The 24,961-nt window shown below is 68.1% G+C and carries 16 protein-coding genes; 10 read left to right on the forward strand and 6 right to left on the reverse strand.

Translation table 11 applies throughout. The features are described 5' to 3' along the window. Positions 1 to 14: 14 nt before the first annotated feature. The 5 genes from G3I77_RS13810 to G3I77_RS13830 all read left to right on the forward strand — a co-directional run bounded on the left by G3I77_RS13810 (position 15) and on the right by G3I77_RS13830 (position 7,963). Positions 15 to 785 carry a TIGR03089 family protein gene (locus G3I77_RS13810; protein ID WP_248503545.1) on the forward strand — a complete coding sequence of 257 codons (771 nt, stop codon included), beginning with the start codon at positions 15 to 17 and terminating at the stop codon, positions 783 to 785. Between the two features lie 140 nt (positions 786 to 925). After that, positions 926 to 2,116 carry an LCP family protein gene (locus G3I77_RS13815; protein ID WP_248504240.1) on the forward strand — a complete coding sequence of 397 codons (1,191 nt, stop codon included), beginning with the start codon at positions 926 to 928 and terminating at the stop codon, positions 2,114 to 2,116. 241 nt (positions 2,117 to 2,357) lie between these two features. Next, positions 2,358 to 4,097 (forward strand): LCP family protein, encoded by a 1,740-nt coding sequence (locus G3I77_RS13820; RefSeq protein WP_248503546.1) that lies wholly within the window; start codon positions 2,358 to 2,360, stop codon positions 4,095 to 4,097. A gap of 231 nt (positions 4,098 to 4,328) precedes the next feature. Then, positions 4,329 to 6,080: an LCP family protein gene (locus G3I77_RS13825; RefSeq protein ID WP_248503553.1), complete on the forward strand. Its 1,752-nt coding sequence runs from the start codon at positions 4,329 to 4,331 to the stop codon at positions 6,078 to 6,080. Positions 6,081 to 6,304: 224 nt separating this feature from the next. Beyond that, positions 6,305 to 7,963, forward strand: coding sequence for an LCP family protein (locus tag G3I77_RS13830; protein WP_248503555.1), 1,659 nt, complete (start codon positions 6,305 to 6,307; stop codon positions 7,961 to 7,963). 111 nt (positions 7,964 to 8,074) lie between these two features. Here G3I77_RS13830 and G3I77_RS13835 read toward each other — a convergent pair whose 3' ends face one another. After that, positions 8,075 to 9,127, reverse strand: coding sequence for a glycosyltransferase family 2 protein (locus G3I77_RS13835; RefSeq protein ID WP_248503557.1), 1,053 nt, complete (start codon positions 9,125 to 9,127; stop codon positions 8,075 to 8,077). Between the two features lie 127 nt (positions 9,128 to 9,254). Here G3I77_RS13835 and G3I77_RS13840 point away from each other — a divergent pair, with 127 nt between their 5' ends. Then, the gene (locus tag G3I77_RS13840; RefSeq protein ID WP_248503558.1) at positions 9,255 to 10,736 is read left to right on the forward strand and encodes an LCP family protein; all 1,482 of its coding nucleotides are present in this window, start codon (positions 9,255 to 9,257) and stop codon (positions 10,734 to 10,736) included. A gap of 118 nt (positions 10,737 to 10,854) precedes the next feature. Then, positions 10,855 to 11,220 carry a four-helix bundle copper-binding protein gene (locus G3I77_RS13845; protein WP_248503559.1) on the forward strand — a complete coding sequence of 122 codons (366 nt, stop codon included), beginning with the start codon at positions 10,855 to 10,857 and terminating at the stop codon, positions 11,218 to 11,220. A 58-nt stretch (positions 11,221 to 11,278) separates the two neighbouring features. On the opposite strand, the gene G3I77_RS13850 is transcribed toward G3I77_RS13845, so the two are convergent. Continuing rightward, positions 11,279 to 12,580, reverse strand: a complete 1,302-nt coding sequence (locus G3I77_RS13850) for an LCP family protein (protein ID WP_248503560.1) — start codon at positions 12,578 to 12,580, stop codon at positions 11,279 to 11,281. Between the two features lie 119 nt (positions 12,581 to 12,699). Here G3I77_RS13850 and G3I77_RS13855 point away from each other — a divergent pair, with 119 nt between their 5' ends. After that, on the forward strand, positions 12,700 to 13,257 hold the full coding sequence (locus G3I77_RS13855; RefSeq protein WP_248503561.1) for an acyl-CoA thioesterase: 558 nt from the start codon (positions 12,700 to 12,702) through the stop codon (positions 13,255 to 13,257). A 32-nt stretch (positions 13,258 to 13,289) separates the two neighbouring features. On the opposite strand, the gene G3I77_RS13860 is transcribed toward G3I77_RS13855, so the two are convergent. Beyond that, positions 13,290 to 13,733 carry an ATP-binding protein gene (locus G3I77_RS13860; RefSeq protein WP_248503562.1) on the reverse strand — a complete coding sequence of 148 codons (444 nt, stop codon included), beginning with the start codon at positions 13,731 to 13,733 and terminating at the stop codon, positions 13,290 to 13,292. Between the two features lie 235 nt (positions 13,734 to 13,968). On the opposite strand from G3I77_RS13860, the gene G3I77_RS13865 reads away from it, so the two are divergent. Beyond that, entirely contained in the window at positions 13,969 to 14,823 is an 855-nt protein-coding gene (locus G3I77_RS13865; protein ID WP_248503563.1) for a helix-turn-helix transcriptional regulator, read from the forward strand. Positions 14,824 to 14,834: 11 nt separating this feature from the next. After that, the gene (locus tag G3I77_RS13870; RefSeq protein WP_248503564.1) at positions 14,835 to 15,017 is read left to right on the forward strand and encodes a DUF397 domain-containing protein; all 183 of its coding nucleotides are present in this window, start codon (positions 14,835 to 14,837) and stop codon (positions 15,015 to 15,017) included. A 2,600-nt stretch (positions 15,018 to 17,617) separates the two neighbouring features. Here the strand turns inward: G3I77_RS13870 and G3I77_RS13875 are convergent. From G3I77_RS13875 to G3I77_RS13885, 3 genes are all read right to left on the reverse strand, one after another. Beyond that, positions 17,618 to 18,190 (reverse strand): PH domain-containing protein, encoded by a 573-nt coding sequence (locus G3I77_RS13875; protein WP_248503566.1) that lies wholly within the window; start codon positions 18,188 to 18,190, stop codon positions 17,618 to 17,620. 98 nt (positions 18,191 to 18,288) lie between these two features. After that, on the reverse strand, positions 18,289 to 18,792 hold the full coding sequence (locus tag G3I77_RS13880) for a hypothetical protein (RefSeq protein WP_248503568.1): 504 nt from the start codon (positions 18,790 to 18,792) through the stop codon (positions 18,289 to 18,291). Positions 18,793 to 18,928: 136 nt separating this feature from the next. After that, positions 18,929 to 24,889: an RHS repeat domain-containing protein gene (locus G3I77_RS13885; protein ID WP_374385394.1), complete on the reverse strand. Its 5,961-nt coding sequence runs from the start codon at positions 24,887 to 24,889 to the stop codon at positions 18,929 to 18,931. Between the last annotated feature and the right edge of the window lie 72 nt (positions 24,890 to 24,961).

Here is a 24,961-nt window from a genome sequence, read left to right on the forward strand (position 1 = left end):
GTACGCTTGCGCGGGTGAACGCCACCGATCGCACCCCCGCCGACCTGCTGGGTTCCGCGCTGGCCGCGGATCCGGGACGTCCCCTGGTGACCTTCTACGACGACGCCACGGGCGAACGGGTCGAACTGTCCGTGGCCACCTTCGCCAATTGGGTGGCCAAGACCGCGAACCTCCTCCAGGACGAACTGTCCGTCGAGCCCGGGGACCGGGTGGCGCTGCTGCTGCCCGCGCACTGGCAGACGGCGGTGTGGCTGCTGGCGTGTGCGTCGGTGGGAGTCGTCGCGGACGTGTCCGGGGACGTCCGGGCGGCCGACGTCGCGGTGAGCGGGCCGGACCGGCTGGAGGAGGCACGGGCCTGCTCCGGGGCACGGATCGCGATGGCGCTGCGGCCTCTCGGGGGGCGTTTCCCACAGGCCCCCGAGGGGTTCGTCGACTACGCGGTGGAGGTGCCGGGGCAGGGCGACCGGTTCGTGCCGTACGCCCCCGTGGATCCGGAGGGGCCCGCGCTGATCGTGGCCGGGCGGGAGTTCAGCGGGGCCGAGGTGGTCGAGCGGGCCCGGGCCGAGGCGACGGAGCTCGGCCTGACCGGGCCCGGGTCGCGGATCCTGTCGGACCTGCCGTACGACACATGGGACGGGCTGAACGCCGGGCTGTACGGGCCGCTGGCCACCGGGGGTTCCGTGGTGCTGTGCCGGAATCTGGAGCAGGCCGGGGACGGCGTGCTGGACAAGCGTGTGGAGAGCGAGCGGGTCACGACGATCGCCCGCGGCGCAGCGGGCCGGTAGCCGAGCCGCTCCCCCCGTTCGGCGCATCCCCACCCACCCCCCGCCCTCCATCCGCGCCATGGTCGTAGGAGCAGTGCGCGCGGGGCGTTCCTACGTCAGGAGGGGTGGTTGCTGCCGTGGGCTACAGGGTCGGTCCGGGCGTGGGGGCGTCGGCCAGCGGGCGGGGGCTGGCGCGGCGGCGCCGGCGGCGGTGGGTGCGGATCACGGCGTTCGGGGTCACGGCTCTCCTCGTGGTGGCCGGAGGAGTCGGCTGGGCCGTGTACGCGAAGCTCAGCGGGAACATCACAGCCGACGAGGCGGCCGCCGCCGAGCTCGCGCGGTACGACAAGGAGCGGCCCACCTCCCTGGTCAAGGACGCGCGGAACATCCTGCTGATCGGGTCGGACTCGCGCGCGGGGACCGACAACGCCCGCTACGGGCGGGACTCCGGCACCGAGCGGTCCGACACCGCGATCCTGCTGCACCTGTCCGGGGGCCGGGGCAGCGCCACCGCCGTCTCCCTCCCCCGGGATCTGATGGTGGACCTGCCGGGCTGCCGGCGCCCGGACGGGTCCCGCAGCGCGCCCCGGTTCGCCATGTTCAACCAGGCCTTCCAGCTGGGCGGGTCGGCCTGCACCATCCGGACCGTGGAGAAGCTGACCGACATCCGCGTCGACCATCACGTCGTCGTCGACTTCCACGGCTTCAAGAAGATGGTCGACGCGGTCGACGGCGTCGAGGTGTGCCTGCGGGAACCGATCGACGACCGGGCCGCCAAGCTGCGGCTGCCCGCCGGGCGCGTGACGCTGAACGGCGAGCAGGCCCTCGGCTACGTCCGGGCCCGCAAGACCCTCGGCGACGGCAGCGACACCGAGCGGATGGAGCGTCAGCAGCGATTCCTCGGGGCACTCGTCAACAAGGTGCGCAGCAATGACGTCCTGCTGAATCCGGCGAAGCTCTATCCCGTGCTGGATGCCGCCACGTCGTCTCTCACCACCGACCCGGAATTGGCGAGCTTGCGTGGTTTGTACGAGCTCGTGCGCGGCCTGCGCGACATCCCCATGGAACAAGTGCAATTCCTGACCGTCCCCCGGGAGTCGTATACGTACGACGCCAATCGCGACCAACTCGTGGAACCTGCGGCGGAGAGGCTCTTCGAGCGGCTGCGCACGGACGCGCCCGTGGTCGTGGAGGGGAACGGCCCGCGAAGTTCCGCCCCGCTGAGGCTCGCCGATACGCGTGACGGGTCGTACGGGGATTCGCATCCGGGTCCTTACCGACGGCCCTCCGTCACCGTTTCTCCTCCACCGACATTTCGGGGGAACACGGCAGCCGAGGACACCTGCGAGTAAAGCGGGCACCAAGGTCACTCCAAGGCAATGAACTCTTGACCCGGGAAATGGGCGAATTGCCCGGGTGTAGGGACGTGGAATGGGTCACCGTCCTCGCTCGGCGCCGAAAGGGGCGGTTAGTGTGAGCGATCCGGTGCGCCCGGCTCTGAGGGACGGTCCTGAGGTCGCGCACTGTGTGACCGAGACCCGAGCGCCTTGGAGGGGAAGGCGCCGCGTGCCCCGACGGAGGAAACAGGCAACCGTGGACGCGCAAGGCCGTGGGCGGGCGGACGATATCGATCCCGCAGATCAATGGGTGCTCAATCCGGACACCGGTGAATACGAACTGCGACTGGGGCCTTCCGCACCGCAGTCGGGCGTCCCCGCGCCGCGCAGGCCACAGCCCTCCGAGACGGCCCCGCCGGCGCGCGGCCGCAGGGAGGCGCCCGGCCGGTCACGGCCCGAGACGCCCGGCCGTGCGGTGCCGCCGCCGCGCAGGCGCCGCGGAGCCCCGGAGGAGCCGCTGCCGGGGCGGCGCGGACGCCGTCCGGCGAAGGCCTCGAAGAGCAAGAAGGTCCTGCTGTGGACCGGCGGCGCGATGGCGTTCGTGCTGGTCGCCGGCGCGGGTGGCGCGTACTTCTACATCGAGCACCTGAACGACAACATCGCGTCCGTCTCCGACGACGGCGCGAGCACCGGTGGCTTCCAGAAGGACAAGGCCATCAACATCCTGCTGATCGGCACCGACAAGCGCACCGGCAAGGGCAACGACAGCTACGGCGACGCGGGCAGCGCCGGGCACGCCGACACCACGATCCTGCTGCACGTCTCCAAGGACCGTTCGAACGCGACCGCGCTGAGCATCCCGCGCGACCTGGTCGTCGACGTGCCGGACTGCCCGACGACGCAGGAGGACGGCACGCAGAAGATCATCCCCGGCACACGGCAGGCCCGCTTCAACACCAGCCTCGGCCAGGACGGCCGTACGCCCAGCTGCACCATGCGGACCGTGACCGAGCTGACCGGGGTCAAGCCGGACAACTTCATGGTCGCCGACTTCAACGCGGTCAAGACGCTGACCAGCGCGGTCGGCGGGGTCGAGGTCTGTCTGGGCAAGGACATCGACGACCCGGACTCGCACCTGAAGCTGTCCCAGGGCACGCACACGATCGAGGGCGAGCAGGCCCTGGCGTTCGTGCGCACCCGGCACGCCGTGGGCTTCGGCGGCGACCTGAGCCGGATCGGGCTGCAGCAGCAGTTCCTGAGCGCGCTGATGCGCAAGCTGAAGGACAACGACACGCTCACCAGCCCGTCGAAGATGCTCGACCTGGCCGAGGCGGGCACGAAGGCGCTGACCGTCGACTCGCAGCTGGACAGCATCGGCAAGCTGAAGGACCTCGGCCTGGAGCTGGGCAAGCTCAACACCAAGAACCTGACGTTCGCCACCACGCCGGTGATCGACAACCCGGCGGAGAAGGTCAAGGCCACGGTCGTGCTCAACGAGTCGACGGCCCCGCAGGTCTTCGACATGATCAAGAACGACGTCTCCTTCACCGCCGTCAAGGAGCAGAAGAAGAAGGAGGCCGCCGCGGTCGCCGCCCGGCTGAAGGGCACCAAGGCCCCGGCCTCCGAGGTGCGGGTACGGATCCTCAACGGCGGCGCCGTCGCGGGCAGCGCCCAGGAGACCCTCAGCTGGCTGCAGGTCCAGGAGGGTGTGACCAAGTCCGAGAACGGGGGCAACGCGGAGCAGTCGCTGGCGAAGACCACGCTCGAATACGCGCCCGACCAGGCCGCCCAGGCCCGCCGCCTCGCCGACATCATGGGCCTGTCCGGGTCCGCGATGAAGCCGGGAACGAGCGTGACCACCTCCCAGGGCGTGCCCGCGATGACGCTGACCCTCGGCAAGGACTTCGAGGGCGCGGGGGTCTCCCTCACCGCGCCCACAAAGGCACCGGAGGGGGTGCAGAAGTCCACCGCCGACAAGGTGGAGTGTGCCAAGTAGCGGCTAATTCTTCCGCGTTCACCGAACTTCCTTCAAACAAATGGGCGGGATTGCCCAGTTGTGAGAACGTGCAATTTCTCACCCACGTCACTTGACGCCGAAGTGTGCGGATAGTGTGTGCGATCCAGTGCTCTCCCCCATGAGGTCCGTCCTGGGGGTGCACTGCTTGACCAGCACCGTGCGTCTTCCGGGGGAGGGCGCCGCGTGGCCCGACGGAGGAATCAGGCAACCGTGGACGCGCAAGGCCGTGGGCGGGCGGACGACATCGACCCCGCAGACCAGTGGGTACTCAACCCGAACACCGGCGAATACGAACTGCGACTGGCCCCTTCCGCAGCGCAGTCGTCCGTTCCCGGCCCCCGTGGTTCCGGCGGCCGTGGCACGACCGGGACGGGCGGTGCGACACGTGCCCGCCGGACCGCCCCCGCCGGGCGTTCCGGAGCGGCGGCATCCGACGACAAGGCTGCCTCTCCGCGCAGACGCACGAGCGCCCCGGCCGAGGCGGCCGGGCGGCGCGGGCGCCGTCCGGTGCAGAAGAAGGGCAAGGGCAAGAAGGTCCTGGTGTGGACCGGCGGCTCGCTGGCCTTCGTACTGGTCGGGGCGAGCGCGGCCGCGTACCTCTACTACGAGCACCTCAACGGCAACATCACGTCCGTCTCCGACGACGGCGCCGGCACCGGCGGGTTCAGCAAGGACCGCCCGATCAACATCCTGCTGATCGGCACCGACAAGCGCACCGGCAAGGGCAACGAGGGCTACGGCGACAAGAACAGCGCCGGGCACGCGGACACCACGCTCGTACTGCACGTATCCAAGGACCGTACGAACGCGACGGTGCTGAGCATCCCGCGCGACCTGATCACCGACATCCCGGACTGTCCGACGACGCAGGAGGACGGCTCGGAGAAGGTCATCCCGGGCAAGCAGCGCACCCGCTTCAACAACAGCCTGGGGCAGGAGGACCGGACGCCGAGCTGCACCATGCGCACGATCACGGAGCTCACCGGGCTGAAGATGGACCACTTCATGGTGGCCGACTTCAACGCGGTCAAGACGCTGACCAGCGCGGTCGGCGGGGTCGACGTCTGTCTGGCCAAGGACATCAAGGACCCCGACTCCAAGCTCGACCTGCCCAAGGGCGAGCACACGATCGAGGGCGAGGAGGCGCTGGCCTTCGTCCGCACGCGGCACTCCGTGGGCTTCGGCGGCGACCTGAGCCGGATCGAGCTGCAACAGCAGTTCCTGGGCTCGATGCTGCGCAAGCTGAAGTCCAACGACACCCTCACCAGCCCGTCGAAGATGATCAAGCTGGCGGAGGCGGGCACCAAGGCGCTGACCGTCGACTCCCAGATCAGCACGATCAAGAAGCTGGCCGATCTCGGGGCCGAGCTGGGCAAGTTCGATACCAAGAACCTCACGTTCGCCACCGTGCCCGTCGTCGACAACCCCGCGGAGACGGTCAAGGCCACGGTGGTCCTGAAGGAGCCGCAGGCCCAGCAGCTGTTCGCGATGGTCCGGGACGACGTGTCGCTGTCCGAGGTGAAGCAGGAGAAGAAGAAGGAGAAGGCCGCCGAGGCCGCCCGGCTGAAGGGCACCAAGGCGCCGGCCTCCGAGGTGCGGGTGCGGATTCTCAACGGCGGTGCCGTCGCGGGCAGCGCCCAGGAGACCCTCAGCTGGCTGCAGGTCCAGGAGGGTGTGACCAAGTCCGAGAACGGGGGCAACGCGGAGCAGTCGCTGGCGAAGACCACGCTCGAGTACGCGCCCGACCAGGCCGCCCAGGCCCGCCGCCTCGCCGACATCATGGGCCTGTCCGGGTCCGCGATGAAGCCGGGAAAGAGCGTGACCAACTCCCAGGGCGTGCCCGCGATGACGCTGACCCTCGGCAAGGACTTCGAGGGCGCGGGCGTGCCGCTCACCACTCCGGCGAAGGTGCCTGACGACGTGCAGAAGGCCACGGCCGACAAGGTCGAGTGCGCGAAGTGACCTGACCGTCCCTTCCTGCGTCTCACACATGGACGGGGCATGCCCGGACGAATCGGCGGGGTGTACATCCGACCGGGCATGTCAGTGGTCCAACCAGTAACGGGGACGACCGTGCTCCGGCGGAGCATCGGGGGAACCCGTGGTCCGGACGGACACGGGTCACCCGTGATCCGAACACGACGCGGGGCGGGCCCGTGGGTCCATAGGGGTGGGGAGGCAGGGGTATGGCGCAGAGCGACGTGCGCGGAGGCGGCACACGGCACGATTCGGGCGGCCTGGCCCAGGACGAACGTCCGGGGACGGCGGCGCCCGCCGCGGGCGGGGACGAGGGGGGCAGGGGCGGCCACGGCCGACGGCGTGGCCGGCGGCGCGGCGGCGGACGCCGGATATTGCGCTGGTCCGCGATCGTGCTGTCCCTGCTGATACTCGGGACGGCCGGCGCCGGATACCTCTACTACCGCCATCTCAACGGCAACATCGACAAGGGCGCACGCAACAGCGGCGAGTCCGACGTCAAGAAGACCGGCCCCAACGCGGCGGGCCAGACCCCGCTCAACATCCTGCTGATCGGGTCCGACAGCCGGAACTCCGCGGAGAACGTCAAGCTCGGCGGCGGCAGGGACAACGTCGGCAGCAAGCCTCTGGCGGATGTGCAGATGCTCCTGCACGTCTCGGCGGACCGCGAGAGCGCGTCCGTGGTGAGCATCCCGCGGGACACCCGGGTGGACATCCCCAAGTGCGTCGACCCCGACACCGGGGAGACCTACCCGGCCAAGAACACGATCATCAACGAGTCGCTCCAGCGCGGCGGTCCGGGCTGCACCCTCGCCACCTGGCAGAACCTGACCGGCGTGTACATCGACCACTGGATGATGGTCGACTTCGCCGGAGTGGTGGACATGGCCGACGCCGTCGGCGGCGTCCCGGTCTGCGTCAACCAGAACGTGTGGGACCGGCCCCTGCCCGGCCAGCGCGGCGGCTCCGGACTGAAGCTGAAGGCCGGCACGCACAAGGTGCAGGGCAAGCAGGCGCTGCAGTGGCTGCGCACCCGCCATGCCTGGGGCAGTGACCCGCTGCGCGCCAAGGCGCAGCACATGTACATGAACGCGATGATCCGGACGCTGAAGCAGCAGAACGTCTTCACCGACACCGGCCGCCTGATGGGCCTGGCCGAGGCGGGCACGAAGGCGCTGAAGGTGTCCGAGGAGATCGGCACCGTCAAGGAGCTGTACGACGTGGGCATGCAGCTGAAGTCGGTCCCGACGAGCCGCATCACGATGACGACGATGCCGTGGATCGAGGATCCCCTGGACCGCAACCACCTGGTGCCCAAGCCGGAGGACGCCGACAGGATGTGGGCGATGCTCCGCGACGACGTCTCCTTCGACAAGGGCGGGAAGGCGCGTGCGGCCACGGCCGCGGGGCCGTCCCCGGCGTCGGTGAAGGCCACGGGTCCCGCTGCCGCACCGGCCGCGGGCCTGTCGGTCTCCGTCGTCAACGGGACGGCGAGCGAAGAGCGGGCCGCCGTTCCCCAGCGGGCCGCCGCGATCGTGGCGGCGTTGCAGCAGGAGGGCTTCGCCCGGGCCGTCGCCTCCGGGCAGCAGGACCCGCACACCCGGACCCAGGTGACGTACCCGAAGAGCACGGGGGAGCAGGGCCGGGCCAACGCGCTGTCGGTGGCGGAGGCGGTCGGCATCCCGAGCAGCCAGGTGCGGGCCACGGACGGCGTGACCACCACGCTGACCATCGGCAGCGACTGGCGGGAGGGCACGACCTACCCGAAGCAGAAGGCTCCCGAGGCGGGCGACCTGCCCGACTCCGCGGACGCGCTGACCGCGGACAAGAAGGAGTGCATGGACGTGTACCCGCCCTACCGATGGTGACCACGGGCACGGCATGAGAACGGGGCCCGCCGTCCTTCCGGACGGCGGGCCCCGTTCTGCATCCGTGCGGGGCAGCACCTCAGCCGTCAGGTCAGGTCAGGTCAGGTCCGGTCAGCTCGCGGCGGCGTCCGCACGCACCGCGGGGCGCCGGGAGGCGATGACCTTCTTCGCCAGCGACCGCGGGCTGGTCAGGAAGCCCCAGCCCCAGGACATGTGCATGGTGGCCAGCGCCACGGGGATCTGCAGCCGCGCCTTCAGCGGCAGGCCCTTGCCCGCCGGGACGGAGCCGAGCAGGATCGCCGCGAGGTAGCCGCCGGGCACCACGAAGCCCCACGGCGTCAGCAGAGCGCCCACCAGGAGCCCGGCCCCGATCGCGCACACGGCGGTCGGCGGGGCGAGGTAGCGCAGGTTGATCGAGCCCTCGTGGAAGCGGGCGACCACGTGCCGCCACCGGCCGTAGTCCTTGTACTGCTTGGCGAGCGCCTTCACGCTCGGCCGCGGCCGGTACGAAACCTTCAGCTCGGGCGAGAACCAGATCAGCCCGCCGGCCTCACGGATGCGGAAGTTCAGCTCCCAGTCCTGGGCGCGGATGAACTCCACGTTGTAGCCGCCCTGCCGCTCCAGCGCCTCGCGCCGGAACACACCCAGATAGACGGTCTCGGCCGGGCCCGCCTGACCACCGGTGTGGAAGGCGGCGTTGCCGACCCCGATCTTCGAGGTCATCGCGGCGGCGACCGCGTGCTCCCAGTCGTTCTCGCCCTCGGCGTGCATGATGCCGCCGACGTTCTGCGCGCCGGTCTCCTCCAGGAGCCGTACGGCGGTCGCGATGTAGTTCGGCGAGAGCATGCCGTGCCCGTCGACGCGGACGACGATCGGATGCCGGGAGGCGTTGATCGCGGCGTTGAGCGCCGCGGGCGTACGGCCGGTGGGGTTGGGGACGGTGTGCACGCGCTTGCTGGTGAGGGACGCGGTTTCGGCCACGAGCTCGGCGGCGATCTCGTCCGTGCGGTCCGTGGACGGACCGAGGGCGATCACGACCTCCATCTCGCCGGCGTACTCCTGCGCGAGGATCGCTTGGACTGCTCCCCGCAGATGCCGCTCCTCGTTGAGGACGGGCATGATCACGGAAACGGCGGGGAGCCGCACGTCGGGATTGGCGTTCATAGGGGGCTCACGTTACCGCGAACGGGGGACACCGGTGCGCGCCGCCGGGGCGATGGCGCAGGCCGCAGATCGTATCGGCCTACGGTTTCACGGATCCCACGTACGGCCGTCGTCCGGAGGTGTCCCCATGCCCACGCCGCCGCGGTCCCCTCGGTCCACCGCCGCCCCCCGGCGCCGCCCGCAGCCCCCCGCCCCCCGCCGCGCTCCGCGCGGGCCCGCACGACCCGCGCGCAAGCCGCGCTGGGGCATGCGGGCGGTCACCACGCTGTCCGTCGTGGTCCTCGCCTCCGCCGGCATCGGGCACGCGGTGATGACCAGCCTCGACGCGGACATCACCCGGGTCGACCCCTTCAAGGACATGAAGAACCGCCCGCAGGCGGGCCACGGCATGAACCTCCTGCTGGTCGGCACCGACGGCCGCGAGAAGATCAGCAAGGAGGAGCGCCGCAAGTACCGGCTGGGCGGCGCCCCCTGCCACTGCACCGACACGATCATGATCGTGCACATCTCCGAGGACCGGGAACGGGCGAGCGTGGTGAGCCTGCCGCGCGACTCGTACGCGGTGACGCCGGCGCATGTCGACCGGGTGTCGGGCAAGCGGCACCACGGGCACCCCGTCAAGCTGAACGCCGCGTACGCCGAGGGCGGGCCGCAGCTGACCGTGCGCACCGTCGAGGCCATGACGAAGGTGAAGATCGACCACTACCTGGAGGTCGACTTCACCAGCTTCATGAAGACGGTGGACGTGGTCGGGGGCGTGCAGATCTGCACCGCCGATCCCCTGAAGGACAGCTACACCGGCCTGAACCTCCCGGCCGGGCGGCACACGCTCGCGGGCGGGCAGGCCCTCCAGTTCGTCCGCGCCCGCCATGTCGACGGGGCCTCTGACCTGGGCCGCATGAAGCGGCAGCAGCGCTTCATGGCGGCGCTCGTGGAACGGCTCACCTCGTCCGGGATCCTCCTCAACCCGATGAAGTTCCGGGACGTGACGCGGGCCGTGCTGGGCTCGGTACGGGCCGACAAGGGCTTCGGCACGGACGAGATGCTGGACCTGGGCCGCGCCATGCGGAACTTCTCCCCCTCCTCCTCCGAGTTCACGACCGTCCCGATCGGGCGGATGGGGTACGCCGTGAAGGGCGTCGGCTCCACGCTGAAGTGGGACCCGGTGAAGGCCGAGCGCATCTTCCACGCCCTGCGCAAGGACCAGCCGCTGTCGGTGCACCAGTCGCGCGGCGCGGCCCGGATCGTCCCCGTCGCCCCGCAGCAGATCCGCGTCCAGGTGGAGAACGGCACCGGCATGCCCGGCCTCGGCCGCCGCGTGGACGCGGCCCTGGCGTCGACGGGCTTCCGCACGACCAAGGCCCCGGTGAACGCCGCGGTACGCAACGTGAAGCGCACGATCGTCGCCCACGACCCCCGCTGGGACCGCTCCGCCAAGTCCCTCGCGGCGGCCCTGCCGGGCAGCGAACTCCGGGCGGTCAAGGGCCTGGGGCCGACCCTGAAGGTGATCGCGGGCACGGATTTCGAGCGCGTCAGCAAGGTGCGGGCCGAGGACCCAGGGAAGGGCGAGTTCGGGGTGGTCCGCGGCGACGAGGTGGCGTGTTCGTAGGGCCGTGGCGCACGCGTGGCGGATTCCTTCCCTCCGCCCCGTGGCGGTCGGGGCCGGGTAGGCGTAGGACGGAAGGCACGAGGGTCGCCCCGGCCCTCACCGTCCCCTGGGAGGAATCATGACCCAGCAGCCCGCCACCATGACCCCGCTGAGCAAGGAGATGCAGGACTGCGTCCAGGCGTGCATGACCTGCCACAGCGTGTGCGAGGAGACCATGAGCTCCTGCCTGCAGATGGGCGGCCAGGCCCAGATGCAGATCATGCGCGCGGTCATGGACTGCGCCGAGATGACGCGCCTGTGCGCCGACATGATGATGCGGCGCTCGCCGCTGTCGGCCGAGATGTGCGCGATGTGCGCCCGGGCCTGTGACATGTGCGCCGAGGCGTGTATGTCCATGCCGGACGACGCCCAGATGATGCGCTGCGCCGAGGCGTGTCGCCGCTGTGCCGAGACGTGCCGCACGATGTCGGCCGCCACGATGTGAGTACCGCCTCACAGCAGTCGGGGGCACCTCCGTGGGTGCCCCCGACGCATGCCGGTGCTCAGTTGCCCGAAACGGTGACCGTCTCGTCGTTCTTCAGCTGGCTGACCAGCGTCTTCAGCTTCGCGCTGTCCCACTGGAGGTTGCCGTTCGGGGCGTTGCCCGAGATCGGCATGTTCATCGACTTGCCCTCGCCGCCGCTGACGCCCTTCATCGCCCAGAACATGGACGCCAGGTCGAACAGGCCCATGTCCTCGTCGACCACGAGGGAGTCCAGGCCCGCGCCCATGGTCGGGTACAGCTTGAAGGGGTTCATGATCGTGCTCGGGGTGGCGACCTGGTTGGCCAGGGCCGAGAGGAACTTCTGCTGGTTCTTCGTACGGTCCAGGTCGGAGCCCGCGAGCGCGTAGCGGGTGCGGACGAAGGCGAGGGCCTGCTCGCCGTTCAGCGTCTGCTTGCCCTTCTTGAGGTCCGCGCCCGACTTGGTGTCCTTGATGTCCTGCGGGATGTCCATCTCGACGCCGCCGACCGCGTCCACGATGTTCGCGAAGCCGCCGAAGCCGATCTCCACATAGTGGTCGATGTGCAGGCCGGTGTTGGCCTCGACGGTGCGGACCAGCAGCTCCGGGCCGTCCTCCGAGTACGCCGCGTTCAGCTTCGTCTGGCGGCCCGCGGCCGGGTAGAGCTTGCCGGAGTCGGAGCCCTTGTACGAGGGGATCGTGACGTTCGAGTCACGCGGCAGCGAGACCAGGGTGGGGGCGCCGCTGCCGGTGTGCAGGATCATCATCGAGTCCGTGCGCTTGCCCTCGGCGGAGCCGGTGCGCAGTCTCTTCTTGTCCTCGGCCGACATGCCCGCGCGGCTGTCGGAGCCGACGATCAGGTAGTTCGTGCCCTCGCCCGCCTCAGGACGGTCGATGACCTTCGACAGGTCGACGTCGCGGTTGAGCTTGGATTCGGCCCAGAAGTACGTGCCGACGGTCGTCACGACCAGTACCGTCGCAACCGTGATCGCCGTCACCTTGATACGGCGGCGCCAGTTCGGCGCGGGGCGCGGCTCGTACATGCCGTCGCCCGGACCGCCGGGGCCTCTGCCACCCGGGGCGCCGTAGACCTGTCCGGTGTTGTAGCCGCTGTCGTAGCTGCCGGGCGGCGGCTCGGCGTAGCCGCCGTCGACGTACGACGGCTGCTGCGGAACCCCGCCGGCGTACGGCGCCGCACCGCCGTAGGCACCCTGCCCGGGCAACGGCGCCTGACCGCGGACCTGCCGCATCACGCGGGCGCTCTCGGGCTGTGCGCTCGCGCTTCCGCGTCCGTAGCGGTTGCCGCGGTTGTCGTCGGACCGCCTCTCGGGCCAAGTGTTCATGCGCCCCAGTGTGCCGTCCCCCGTAGTACGCCATACAAGAGTCGTCGGAAAATCAGAGCACGGCTGTGGCGAAGCTGACACAAAATCCCCTCATACCGCCTCGGCATAAGGTAGGGGCCATGACAGACCAGGCCCCAGCTGCGGATTCCGGCACTGCGGATATCCCGGGCAAGCCGACTTCGGCCTCCCGCACCACCCTCAGCCACATCATGACCCACAACGACACCAACCTTCTGGGGACGGTGCACGGTGGCGTGATCATGAAGCTGGTGGACGACGCGGCGGGTGCCGTGGCCGGGCGGCACTCCGGCGGGCCGGCGGTGACGGCGTCCATGGACGAGATGGCGTTCCTTGAGCCGGTCCGCGTCGGCGACCTGGTCCACGTCAAGGCGCAGGTCAACTGGACCGGCCGTACCTCCATGGAGGTCGGCGTCCGCGTCCTGGCCGAACGCTGGAACGAGTCCGCCCCGCCCACCCAGGTCGGCTCCGCCTACCTCGTCTTCGCGGCCGTCGACGCCGACGGCAAGCCCCGCCGGGTCCCCCCGGTCCTCCCGGAGACCGAACGCGACAAGCGCCGCTACCAGGAGGCACAGATCCGCCGTACCCACCGGCTGGCCCGCCGCAGGGCGATCATGGAACTGCGGGAGAAGCGGGTGGCGGAGGGGTTCGAGGACTGAGCTCGGGGGTCGAGGACTGATCCCAGGCCACCTCACCCGCCCACTTCGAACCACAGCAGCTTCCCGGCCCCGCGGTCCAGCAGGCCGTCACCGAGGGGCCAGCCACCCCAGCGGTCGGCGTACTCCTGCACGAGGCGCAGACCGCGCCCGCCCTCGGAATCCACCGGGGCGGCCGGAACCCGGTCCCAGGGCGGCTGGCCGAAGGGCGCGGGAATGCCCGGATGACTGTCCCAGACGCCGACCCGCAGGCGCCCGCCGGCGAGTGCGGTCAGGCGGAGGGAGGCGGGGCCCTTGGTGTGCAGGTAGGTGTTCGTCACCAGCTCGGAGGTCAACAGCTCGACGGCGTCGCGCACTTCGGGTCTGCCATGGCTGTCGAGCACCGAACGTACGGTCATGCGTGCGACCCGTGCCGCGCGGGGGTCGTGGGGCAGGCGGAGGGCGTACACCCAGGTGTCCGGCGGGGATACGGTGCGCATGAAAACCTCCGGAAGTCTCGCATGGAAGGGGATGTGAGCTCGCTCAACTGCCGCGCCGGGCGGTGGCAGTGCCTGGGGTGGTGCGCTTCCGTCTTACGGGCGAAGGGAGTTGGGCGGTGCGGGAACTAAGGTAGAACCATGAGGGGAGATAAATCTCCCAAAATTGGGAGATTTACCTGCAATTACCTCGTGTGGGTTACAAGAGTGCGCCGCGTCGCGGCCCGGAAGGAGTGCCTTGCCACCCACCAACAACCCCACCTTGCGCCAGCGGCGTCTCGGTGCCGAGCTGCGGAAACTCCGTGAACGTGCCGGGTTGACCGTGACCGAGGCCGCCGCTCACCTCGGGGTCAACCAGGGGCGCGTCAGCATGATCGAAACCGGACGCAGCCCTCTCAGCTCCGGCCGTCTCCAGGCAGTTGCATCGGCCTACAACTGCTCGGACGAGGCGCTCATCGACGCCTTGGCGGCGATGACCGGACGCCGGGAGCGCGGCTGGTGGGAGGAGTACCGCGAGCACGTACCTGCCGCACTGGTCGACCTGGCCGAGCTGGAGCATCACGCCTCCGCGCTGCGCGTGGCACTCGTCATCCACATTCCGGCGCTGCTGCAAACCACTGACTATGCCCGCGCCCTCTTCCGGTCAGTAGTGCCGCCCATGCGCCAGTACGAGGTCGAGCACCGCCTGACGCACCGCATCAAGCGGCAAGGCATCCTGCACCGCGCGGATCCGCCCCCGTACGCGGCCATCATCCACGAGACGGCACTCCGCATGGGTTTCGGTGGCCCTGTCGTCGCCCGTGGCCAGCTCAAGCACCTGATCGACATGAGCGAACTGCCCCACGTCACGGTCAGGGTGATCCCTTTCGGCACGGACCGTTTCCCCACTACAGGCCAGTCTTTCGATTACGTCGAGGGCTCCGTCCCCCAGCTCGATACGGTCCAACTGGACTCACATCACGGTGCCTGCGAATTCCTCGACACCGAGGCCCAGTTGAGCAAGTACCGAGCCGTACTGGACCGTATGGAGTCCTGCGCGCTCGACCCGGCCAAGACGCGCGACTTCATCCACCACCGCATCCAGGACCTGTGAAGGAACCAACCATGCAGACCCTCCACTGGCGGAAGTCCACCTACAGCGGCGACGGCTCCAACTGCGTCGAGATAGCCACCACCCCCACCACCGTCCACATCCGCGACTCCAAGAACCCGGACGGCCCCCACCTCACTCTCCGGAGCACCACCTGGATGGAGTTCCTCTCAACCGCGTGGAGTCGGGGCGCTTGAACTAGGAGTCACCCAGGAGTCGGCAGAGATAGCTCCGGTCCTCCGCGTTTTCGGTGCGGACCTCCCGCAATCCCTGAAGTGGCCACAGCGCCTGCCCTTCGATCCACGGTACGACCGTGGGTTCATCGTCCAGCCAGCCCCGCAGGTCGGCCGTGCCGACCGGGTCGGGCAGCCCCAGCCACGGTCGCTTGGCGGCCGGGAGGGAGGACGGTGAGCACGGCGTCAGGCAGGGCGTCCGGTCCTGCATGGCCTGGGAACAGGACCAGCACAGGCATCCCGTCGTGGGGATCGTGCACAAGAACGTACGGCCTCAGCACGGGGACGGGGGCCCGGGCCGCCCGTACAAGCCTGCGAACGATGGCGAGCCCATAAGACTTGGCTCGCCATCCCGACACGACCATCCCTGCGCATCCGGCCACCATGATGAAGAGCCGACCTGCATCCGCCTCGTTTCCGGACCACAGCAAGAGGAACGCTGCAAGACCTGCGCCCCCTCCAGCGAACACTCCGCCCCGATGGGATATCCGCCACAAGGTCCACACCCGCCACCAGGGCAGGGAACGCACGTCGGCTTCACGCCGCCTGGTGGACTCCGACGGCGGCCGAGCCGTACGCCGCGCCAACTCCACCCACGCCGCATACGAGAGATCTGCGAGTTCCCGCGCAACAACCGCACTGTCCTTGGTCAGCACCACACGCGGGACGTTGTCTCTCGCCAAGCTCCGGGACTCGCTCCCCCGCAAGGTGGTACACCGCTCGGTCACACGTCGGGCGATGCGAATACCACCCCCGATCCCGGAACCGGCCAGGCCGAGAAGCCCGGTGAGAAACAGCCCGTCGTTGACGGCGTTGGCGGGCGTACCCTCCAGATCCGCGTTGTACAGATCGCCTTTCCAAGGCGCACGAGACGACGAATCCCGTCTCCCAATCGCTCAGGAGCGGATCCCTGCCGGGATCGCATCGGAACGGCCCATGACGCTCCGCACCGCTCGACGGATCGCGCCAGGTCACGGAGCAGTTCCCCTCCGCGTCTTCCTCGACGAACGTCAGGTCCACCTGTGGATCCCGCTCCGCCGCCAGAGAGCCGGCGATCCCCAGGCCCATGACCAAGGCTGCGAGGAGCGCGACCCACCGGAAGAGGGGCCGGCGGCGAGTGGTGATCACTTCTCTCGTCGCCGAAGTGGCCTCGCGCAGCTGCGACGACCGCGGCTGCCGGGGCGCAGCCCACTTCAACAGCCCCAAGGCCACGCCTCTTTGTACGTCGCCTTCACGTCGGCGCCCTTTGCGAGTCGGCCGCGCCCACGCCAGGATCTCCCCACCCGGCCTAGCGACGACTCCGCCCCGGCGCGGATCCCCGCACCACCAGAGCACTCCGGAGCTCCCCGGCACAGCGAGGTGGTAGCGCTGCCGAACAGCGACCACGGCCAGTGCCAAGAAGTCACTGTCGCCGGGTGCGCGCAGCACAAGGCGAGGTGCTCCCGTTCCCACCGGCAGTGCGACAGCCGGGCAGGCGATCCATGGCCCGCGCGACAGGGTGTTCCGCATACGCGTGGCGATCCGCAAGGAACCGACTCCGATGGCCACGGCTCCCAGCCCGCCTCCCCCAGCCAATGCGGCCACCGTGCCGGACCACTCGCCACTCACCGTTCCCCCGCTCACTCCGGCCACAGCGACGCCCGCCACAAGACCAAGTCCCATGCCCAGCAAGCGCCATGCGTGCCGCCGATAGTCGGCCAAGGCAGCACGAGTGCCGCCGTGTGCGAGAGCGGCTACCGACACGCAGTCAGAGCGATTCCAATACTCACGAATCAGATTGAATTTCCCTTCAAAGGCGCTGTCATACCTCCGGGTGGTAAATGTGCCAGGTATCGCAAGCCGCCGCCCGTGCGAGCGAACGATGCGCAAGTCCCACCACTCGCCACTTCGCGCCTGATGACGCCACTTCTCGATATCGATAATCTCGACCCACGGGATCGACCGGCGGCTGAAGAAAGTACGGAATACGATCCGATCTGACGTAAGGAGACTTCGACCGTACTTCGGTTAACCATATAGGCGACCGAGAGTAGCCAACGCATAGCAACAGAAAACGCCCACCAGAATTGTTCGCCTGCCGCAGCCAGTGCCACTGCGACTCCCAATCCGCCGAAAATCGCCGTCAAATAGCCGGCCCACCACCAGTTCTTGCGCCGGGCAGCGGCATCGAAGGCAATCCAAGTGTCAGGCATGCACGAATTCTACAGTCGCTGTTCCCTGCAACCCCGAGCTCCACGATTAGGATCCTCAGGCCAGGAACGCCGCCGGATGTCAGCGAATTCAACACTCCGTGATCACCGGGCCGTGCCTCGCGTCTCTACCTGCCGACCCATCACCACCACGGCCCTCTGAACTCGAAGACCTCTTCAACTGCCGCTGAGCGCCATCCAAATCGCACCTGCGCCGGATAGCACGACACCTAGGATGAGAGACAAGTCCAACTCCGCCAAGTTTTGCTGCCAGCCCTCCTGCGACGGCTCCTCCTGGCTGGCAACTTCCCCCATCACACCCGGCCACCCGCTCAGCCAGCCATCCTCCAGACAACTTGACCACGCCGATCGAGGTCAAGATACATGAAAGATATACTTCAGAATTCCATAACACAATGCGTGCAGCATGATAATTATCAGTGGAACTTGCAGCGAGAGAGAAAACTTTTCCTGCATCCTCTCGCCTTCGAGTGACTCTTCAGAGCCCAGGAAGGGCTGAATTGCGCGCCTGATCCGCTTGGCTGACGGGTAGCCTCCGAACTGCCCGATGAGTGAATTACCGACCACGCACCCTCTGAGTTCGGATCCGTCTTTGAGCTCAAAGACCAGTCCATCATTCGTCCGCACCCTGGCAATGTAGCAATAAGGAACCACAGTCTCAGTAATCCAATTTCGCACCTTAACCGAGTCACTCGATAGCGTCACGCGGGGGCGAACAGTCAACACCCAAGCCAGCCATGTGATCGCAGTACTGATTAGCCCGCCCACGATTGACCTGTTGAGTAGCGGTTCACCTGAGTTTCCCTTACTTGTTGCGATAAACACCCCCACCCCTGACATGGCAATAGATGCACCCAGTCCGAAATAGCGGACCTTGCTGTAGAATTCATTGCCCTTTTGCGTGACGGCGGTGAAGCTCTTCACCATCTTCACCTGCTCCCGTAGACCGTGGGTGGACCCGCCCGAAGCGGGTCCACCCACGCAACTCTTTTGCCAGCACGCCGAGGGACCTCGCCGTCTCCTCGTCAACGCAATAGCACGGATGCCAGCATGCAGCCACCGGCTGCCAGCACCATGAATTCGGCTACAGCATCCGCTGCAATACGACGCCGCACAGGGCCGTCTGCTCCTTCCATGCGTCGCCCCTTCTTCTGAGCTTTCTTCAACTCCCGAGCCGCCCTTTCCGAAGTCTTGAAGATGCGGTCGAGCAGCGAGCCAGCATACCCCACAGCGAGGTACCCTTCCCCCTCATTCTTTGGAGTGTACTCCTTGGGGAAAATGATCAGGCTACCGGATGGATTGGTCTCAATTTTCCGGATCGCGGAATAAGGAAATTCGTAGCTGAAGATGGGATTCACGAGAATGAGTGAGGCGTCGGTAAGATGGATCCTGCTGCGCATTGTTCGATATGCCATGGATCCGACTCCAAGGCAGACCGCCGCCCCGAACATTGGGCCTGCCTCACCGCTGGAGATTGCAGCGGAAGCGGGGAAAAGAGCTCCTCCCCCGAACAAAATCAGGACCAGCACAGCCAACACCCTAAAGGACCGGCGGCGAAGTACGCGTCCACCAGCGACCCGTCCATATTTCATCAGGCTGACGTCCGTTCTTCTTGCTCGTGCTCGTGGGGGCGTACGCCCCCACGAGTCCAATTCCATCCGCACATCAGCAAGAGCCGATCGTCTTTCCGGGGCTCAGGCTTCCAGCGCCGCAGAACCCGAGGGCGAAGTTACTGTTGGCGAGCATGTTCCCTCTGGTCACACTCCAGTTCATTGGTCCGGGTTGCCGAATTGCTCCACTGGTCGTGGTCGCTGGCTTGGTGACGACCGAGGTCCGAGAAAAGGCGTGACCCCACATAGCCTCCCCTCGGGTCGCTCCGCCCCATCGAGCGTACTTATAGGCGACACCCGTCCCGAGGGTTCCCCACGCGAGGTTCGTTACCAAACCGGTCTCATTCCAGCCACTTCCGCTCACCCCGTCACCAACGTAGACCCCGGTAGCGATACCCGCACCGACAACTCCACAGACACCAGCGGAGGCAATGACGCATGTCACGAAACCGGCTGCAGGGAGGACACGGTTCTTCCAGCCGTCCCATGTGCCGAAGGTGTCGTGCAGCCCAGACTTGGTCTGCTTCCAGGCAGTGCCCCAGTTGCCCTTCATGATGTTGCCGAAGATACCGTCCTTCTTGCGGCGTTCGGCTTCTGCGGCCTTGGCCCGGGCGATGGCCTGCGCCTTGGCTCGTGCTTGGGCCTGCTTCGTCTGTGCGGCGGCCTTCGCCTTGTAGTAGCTGGAGCCGTAGACCTTGTAGGTGGTGGGGTTGGCGCGGTAGGCGGCGTACTTCTTCTGGGAGGCCTTGTCCTTCTTCGGTGTCTGCTTCCAGACCCACTTGCTGTTCTTCTTGGTCCAGCCGGCCGTCATGCCGCGTTCGGCGGCCCATCGCTCGTCGTTGTACGAGGCTCCGCCTGCCGGGCCGTCGGGGCGCAGGCCGCTGGGGTCGGACTTGGTGACCGGGTTGTTGTGGGCGTAGGAGTAGGCGTTCATCTGCGCCGGATCGTCGAGGTCGATGACCGGGTCGACGGAAAGGAAACGGCCCAGAACGGGGTCGTATTCGCGGGCGCCGAGGTGGACGAGGCCGGTGGGGTCGTTGGTGCCGCCGACGAAGCCGCGCGTGCCCGGGAGGGACTCGGTCTGCTCGGATCGTATGCCGCCGAAGGGGAGTTGCTTGCGCCGGGTGACGGCGAGCGTGGTCATGGCGATGGCGGCCGTCGCCGTGCCCTGCTGGTCGGGTATGAGGAAGGAGAAGCCGCTGCTGGTGCGGACGGCGACGGTTTCACCTTCGTGGGTGTAGTAGCGGACACCCTCCTTGGTGCCGTTCGCCTTGACCTTGAGTTCGTTGTCGCCGGGCAGGGTGAGGGTCTGGGTGCCGTCGGCGTCCTTGGTGATGAGTCGGTCGCCGTCGGCGTCGTACTGGTAGCTGGTGGTTTTGCCGCCTTCGGTGAGGGTGGCGAGGTGGCCTTCGGCGTCCCAGGTCATGCTCTGCTCCCGGGTTCCGATGGCGCGCTTGGTGGTGTTGCCTGCCTTGTCGTACCCGAAGGTGCTCTTCTGCCCGTTGTGGGCGCCGCCGGTGACGGTGGCCGACTGCACGGCGTGCGGCAGGCCTGTCTTGGGATCGTTGTGCGTGTACGTCGCGGTGGCGTCCGATCCGGCGAGGGCGCCGGTGCCGTGGTCGACCTGCTTGACACGGTTGCCGGCCGCGTCGTAGGTGAAGGTCTGCCAGTAGGCATCGGGGCCGCCCACCGTGGTGGCCGATGGCTGCGCGGAGCAGTCGGTCTTCGCGGTCCAGGCCTCGGTCAGGCGGCCCAGAGGATCGTTGGCGAAGCACTGGGTGTCGACCGCTTTGCCGGTGTCCTGGCCGCTGGCGGTGGTGATGTTGGTGACGTTGCCCGCGTCGTCGTACGAGTAGGTCGTGTCGTCGATGCGCTGCGGGGCGAGATCACGGTCGGAGGTCTGCCGGGTCAGCCGGCCGGTGAACTCGTCGTAGACGCGGGTGTTGTAGACCTTCTTGCCGAGCGTGCCGTATTCGGTGCGTACCGGCCGGGAGAACACGTCGTGGCTGGTGGCGTTGACGAGGGTGATCGAGCCGGCGGTGGTCTTGTGCGGCAGGTTGCCCTCGCCGTAGACGGTGGTCTGGCGCTCGCTGGGCAAGTTGCCGACGGCCGGGTGCCTGATCCACTCCTGGAGGCCGGTGTACGTGTTGTAGCCGAAGGTCCAGGTGTAAGAGCCGGCGAGTGCGCCGGCCTCGGCCGGGATGGTGACCGTGCTGGTGGTGGGCTGGTAGCGGTCGTCGTAGGCGGTGTTGGCGGAGGTGTACTCCTTGCCGTCGATGTAGCGGATGCTGCTGGAGGGCTGGCCCTTGGCGACGGTGTCGTAGGTCCATTTGGCCAGCAGCGTGCCGCCCTTCCTCAGCGCGGTCTTGCGGCCGAGTTCGTCGTAGTCGGACGTCAGGGTGGTGCCGCGGGCGTCCGTGGCCGAGACGGGGTGGTTGAGTTTGTCGTAGGCGGTGTGGCTCTTGCCCTTGTCGGGGTCGTCGACGTCGGTCTGCCGGCCCCGGGCGTCGAAGGTGTACGTCCAGACGTTGCCCGCCGGGTCGGTGACGGTCAGCGGCTCGTCGAACTTGCCGTAGGTGTATCTGGTCGACTGGAACGTGGTGCGGGCCGCGTTCGTGTATTCACGGCGTTCGGCGGTGCGTCCGCGCGCGTCAGCGATCACCGTGGTGGCGGTGCCGCCCTTGGGTGGGACCACCGTGGTGCGGTCACCCTCATACACCGTCTTCGTGCGGTACTTCTCATCGCCGTAGGTGCGGGCGATCGCGTCGGTCACCCGTCCCATGCCGTCATAGATGTTCTCGGTCATGGACGGGATCTTGTTGTCGGCTCCGGAGACCAGGGTCTTCGACGGTGCGCCGTCGGTGTAGTAGGCCGCGTAGGTCTTCCACACGTCGCCGCGGGTGTCGTACCGCGTCTCGGTGACGACCCTGTTCGATGTGCCGATCGCCGGCGCCTGGGTCTCGCGTTCGCGCAGCAGGCCGTCGTAGAGCTGGTAGCTGGTTGCGTACGAGCCGTCGTACTGGAGGGACTTGGTCGCCACGGCGTTGGCGGCGGTCGTGGAGATGGTGTAGCTGAACTCGGTCGAGGGTTGTCCGGCGTGGTCGGCCTTGGCCCAACCCGGATTCCACACCTGTCGGGTCCGGCCCAGGCCGTCGTAGGTGGCGTCCGTGCGCTTGCCGTTGGCGTCGACCGCTGCCGTGGGCACACCGCGGGCGGGATCGTAGGTGGTGGTCGTGTTGTGATCGAGGGCGTTGGTCTCGGTCTTCGAGGTCGGGGCCTCGATCGTGAGCGGCTTGTACGTGGTGGTGGTCGTGTTGCCGTTCGCGTCGGTGTCGGTCAGCTCGCGGCCGTGGATGTCGTAGGTGTGCTTGGCGGTGGTGAGGTAGCCGGTGCCTGCGGCGTCCTGCTCGTCCAAGCGCGTCACGTCCCCCTTGGCGGGCGTGGCGTCCAGGCTGGTCGCACCGTCGTAGTAGTGCCGCTCGACGGAGATCAGGTCGGCGGGCAGCAGCGGCGTCTTGTCACAGGCCACCGCGACCGTCCGCACCTCCTTGACCAGGGTGAGCATGTTCTTGTCCGCGTTGCGGGCGTAGCTGGTGGTGGTGCACTCCTCGTCGCCGGTCTTGGCCGTGTCACCGAGATCGGACTCTGTCAGAGGCAGGCCGTAGTCGTCGAAGGTCCGCACGATCCGGGTGGAGCGCCAGCCGTCCCCGACCGCCGTGCGAGTCTTCTCGCTCTTGCCTCCGGTGAGGTACGCCTTGAGCGCCGACAGACCGGAGCGGGTCTGAGTCGCGGTGGCGGCACTGTGCCAGGGCTCGTAGCTGGTGGTGCTCTCCAGCGTGCCGCCGTCCCCGTTGTAGGTGGCTTCCTCCCGGGTCATCCCGGCGAACGCGGCATGGTCGGTGACCTTGACGCCTTCGTGGTCGGCGATCTCCGCGCCGTCGATGCCGCGGAAGTAGCGGTACTCCTTCAGCGTCTGCCGGCCCTCGGCCGGGGCGCCGGTGCGGACCTGGACGCGGCCGTAGCCCTTGCGGGCGCCGTAGGTGAGGTGCTTGGCCTTGGTGAACTCGTCCTCGTCCTTGCCCCAGGCCATGCCGCCCAGATACGCGTAGTCGGTCTCCTTGACCGGTGCGCCGCCGGTGTTGTCGGCCTCCAGGACCTGGGTGACGACATAGGTGTGGAACCAGTCCAGGTACGGCTCGTAGTCGGCGGCCGGGGCATCCGGCGGCGACCAGATCACGGGGTAGCAGCGGCGAGTGTTGGAGGACGGCGTGGGCACATTGCCGGCCTTGCAGTCGGCGGCCGAGTAGGTGATGCCGATCGTGCCGCCGGTCTCGGTGTCGATTCCGTACACGCGGTAGCGCACCAGCGGCGGCACCGGGTCCGGGGCGCCGCCGGTCGTGGCGCCCTCCACGCGGTTGGCGAGTTGCTGCCCCTTGAACCTGACCGCGGGCAACGTGACGTCACCGGTGCCGGTGTGCCCGGTGCGGGCGAGCGATGCCAGCCACAGGGCCGGGGCGGAGCCGTCGCCGGTTGCGGGGAAAGTGTGGGTGAGTTTCCAGGTGTCGACCGGCTTGTAGGCGCCGCCCGTGAGTATCGAGGTGTCGATCTGAGTGAGGCGCTTGCGGGTCCAGAAGGAGGGTGAGTAGCGGTCCTTGCACGCCTCGCCCGCCTTGCAGTACCGGTCGAAGGGCACGTCGGGCCAGTTCTTGGCGTGCGAGGAGTCAAAGGCCGCGCAGTCGCTCAGGCAACGCTCCGAGACGGTGAAGTCGACTCGGCCGGCTGCCTTCTGACCGTACATGGTGCTGGAGCGCAGCCCGTAGTCGATGTGGTCGAGGTAGCCGCCCCGGTCGTAGACCGTGGCCGTCGAGGAGCCGGTGTCGGGGTTGACGTTGCGGCCGTAGTGGTTGGTTTCCTTGTTCCAGTAGTAGGCCATGGCGTCGGAGTGGGGGTCGACGACGTAGTCGAGGTTCCACCGCCAGGCCTGCTGGCACCAGGAGTCCTTGAACGCGTCCGCGTGGCACGGCTCACCGCTCTGGTTGCCGAATACCGGGACGGTCCAGGTGGAGTTGGTTTCGGGCTTGCCGTCCTCCCAGCCCGGCAGGCGGTTGTAGCCGAAGTAGTAGCGGGTGCCGTCCGGGGTGGTCACCCGCCAGTACTCGCCGTTGTCGTCACCGTTACCGCGGGCGGAACTGGTCAGCTTGGCGACCTTGGTGCCGTCGTCGCCCTCCAGGTGCCACTCACCGGTCGCGTCGTCCTTGATGAGCACATTGGTCTGGCCGTTCAGGTTGAGGACCGCGTTGTCCTTTTTCCAGCACTGGTCACCGCTCTTGTCGGTGCCGTTGCTTCCCGTGGTGTCCTCCGAGCAGGACACGTACCGGCGCTCGATGTAGCCCGGCTCCATGGACCAGCCGTCGCCGATCCAGTTGGCCTGGTTGTTCGTCGCCGCGGTGCGTCCGTCCACCGACTGGGAACTGTAGGACAGGCTCAGCTGCGGCTGGACACCGCCGGGCACATCCGGGGTGCCGATGCCGTAGTTCCAGGAGAAGCCGCCACTGGAGCCACCTGCCGTCCAGGACGCTGACGGGGCCAGCGAGGTGGCCGTGAAGTTGCCCGCCGCGCCTGAGGCGGCGGCCGTGGCGGCCAGCAGAACCGTGCCGTCACTCGCCGCCAGACCGCTGGCCGAACTTGTTTTGGCGGGCGCCTTCGTCACCGGGGTGGACGACGTCTCCTCGTCCGCTGCGGCGACGGGGACAGCGGCCGAGAGCGTCGCGGTCTTGACGTCGTTGTCGCTCTTGAGAGCTGTGAGGCTTTGGCAGTTCTTGGCGTTTGGCGTGGTCAGCGCGCACTGCGGCAGGCGGTGCAGTGTCAGCCGCGAGGCCCAGTCGCCGCCGTAGGCGTGCCGGAAGCCGGAGTAGTCGAGGGTGATGTCTATCGAGCCCTTGTCGCCCTGAAGCGGGCGCACCGCCAGGAGCACGCCGGTCACGCCCGCGGTCTTGGCGGCCTTCTGATCCAGCACTTGCACCTGCGTCTGCCGTGCAGCGCGGGCCGTCGTCGAGGCCTTCTTACCGACCTTGCCCTGGTGGGGGGA

The sequence above is a fragment of the Streptomyces sp. D2-8 genome (genome assembly GCF_023184515.1).
Lineage (GTDB): Bacteria > Actinomycetota > Actinomycetes > Streptomycetales > Streptomycetaceae > Streptomyces.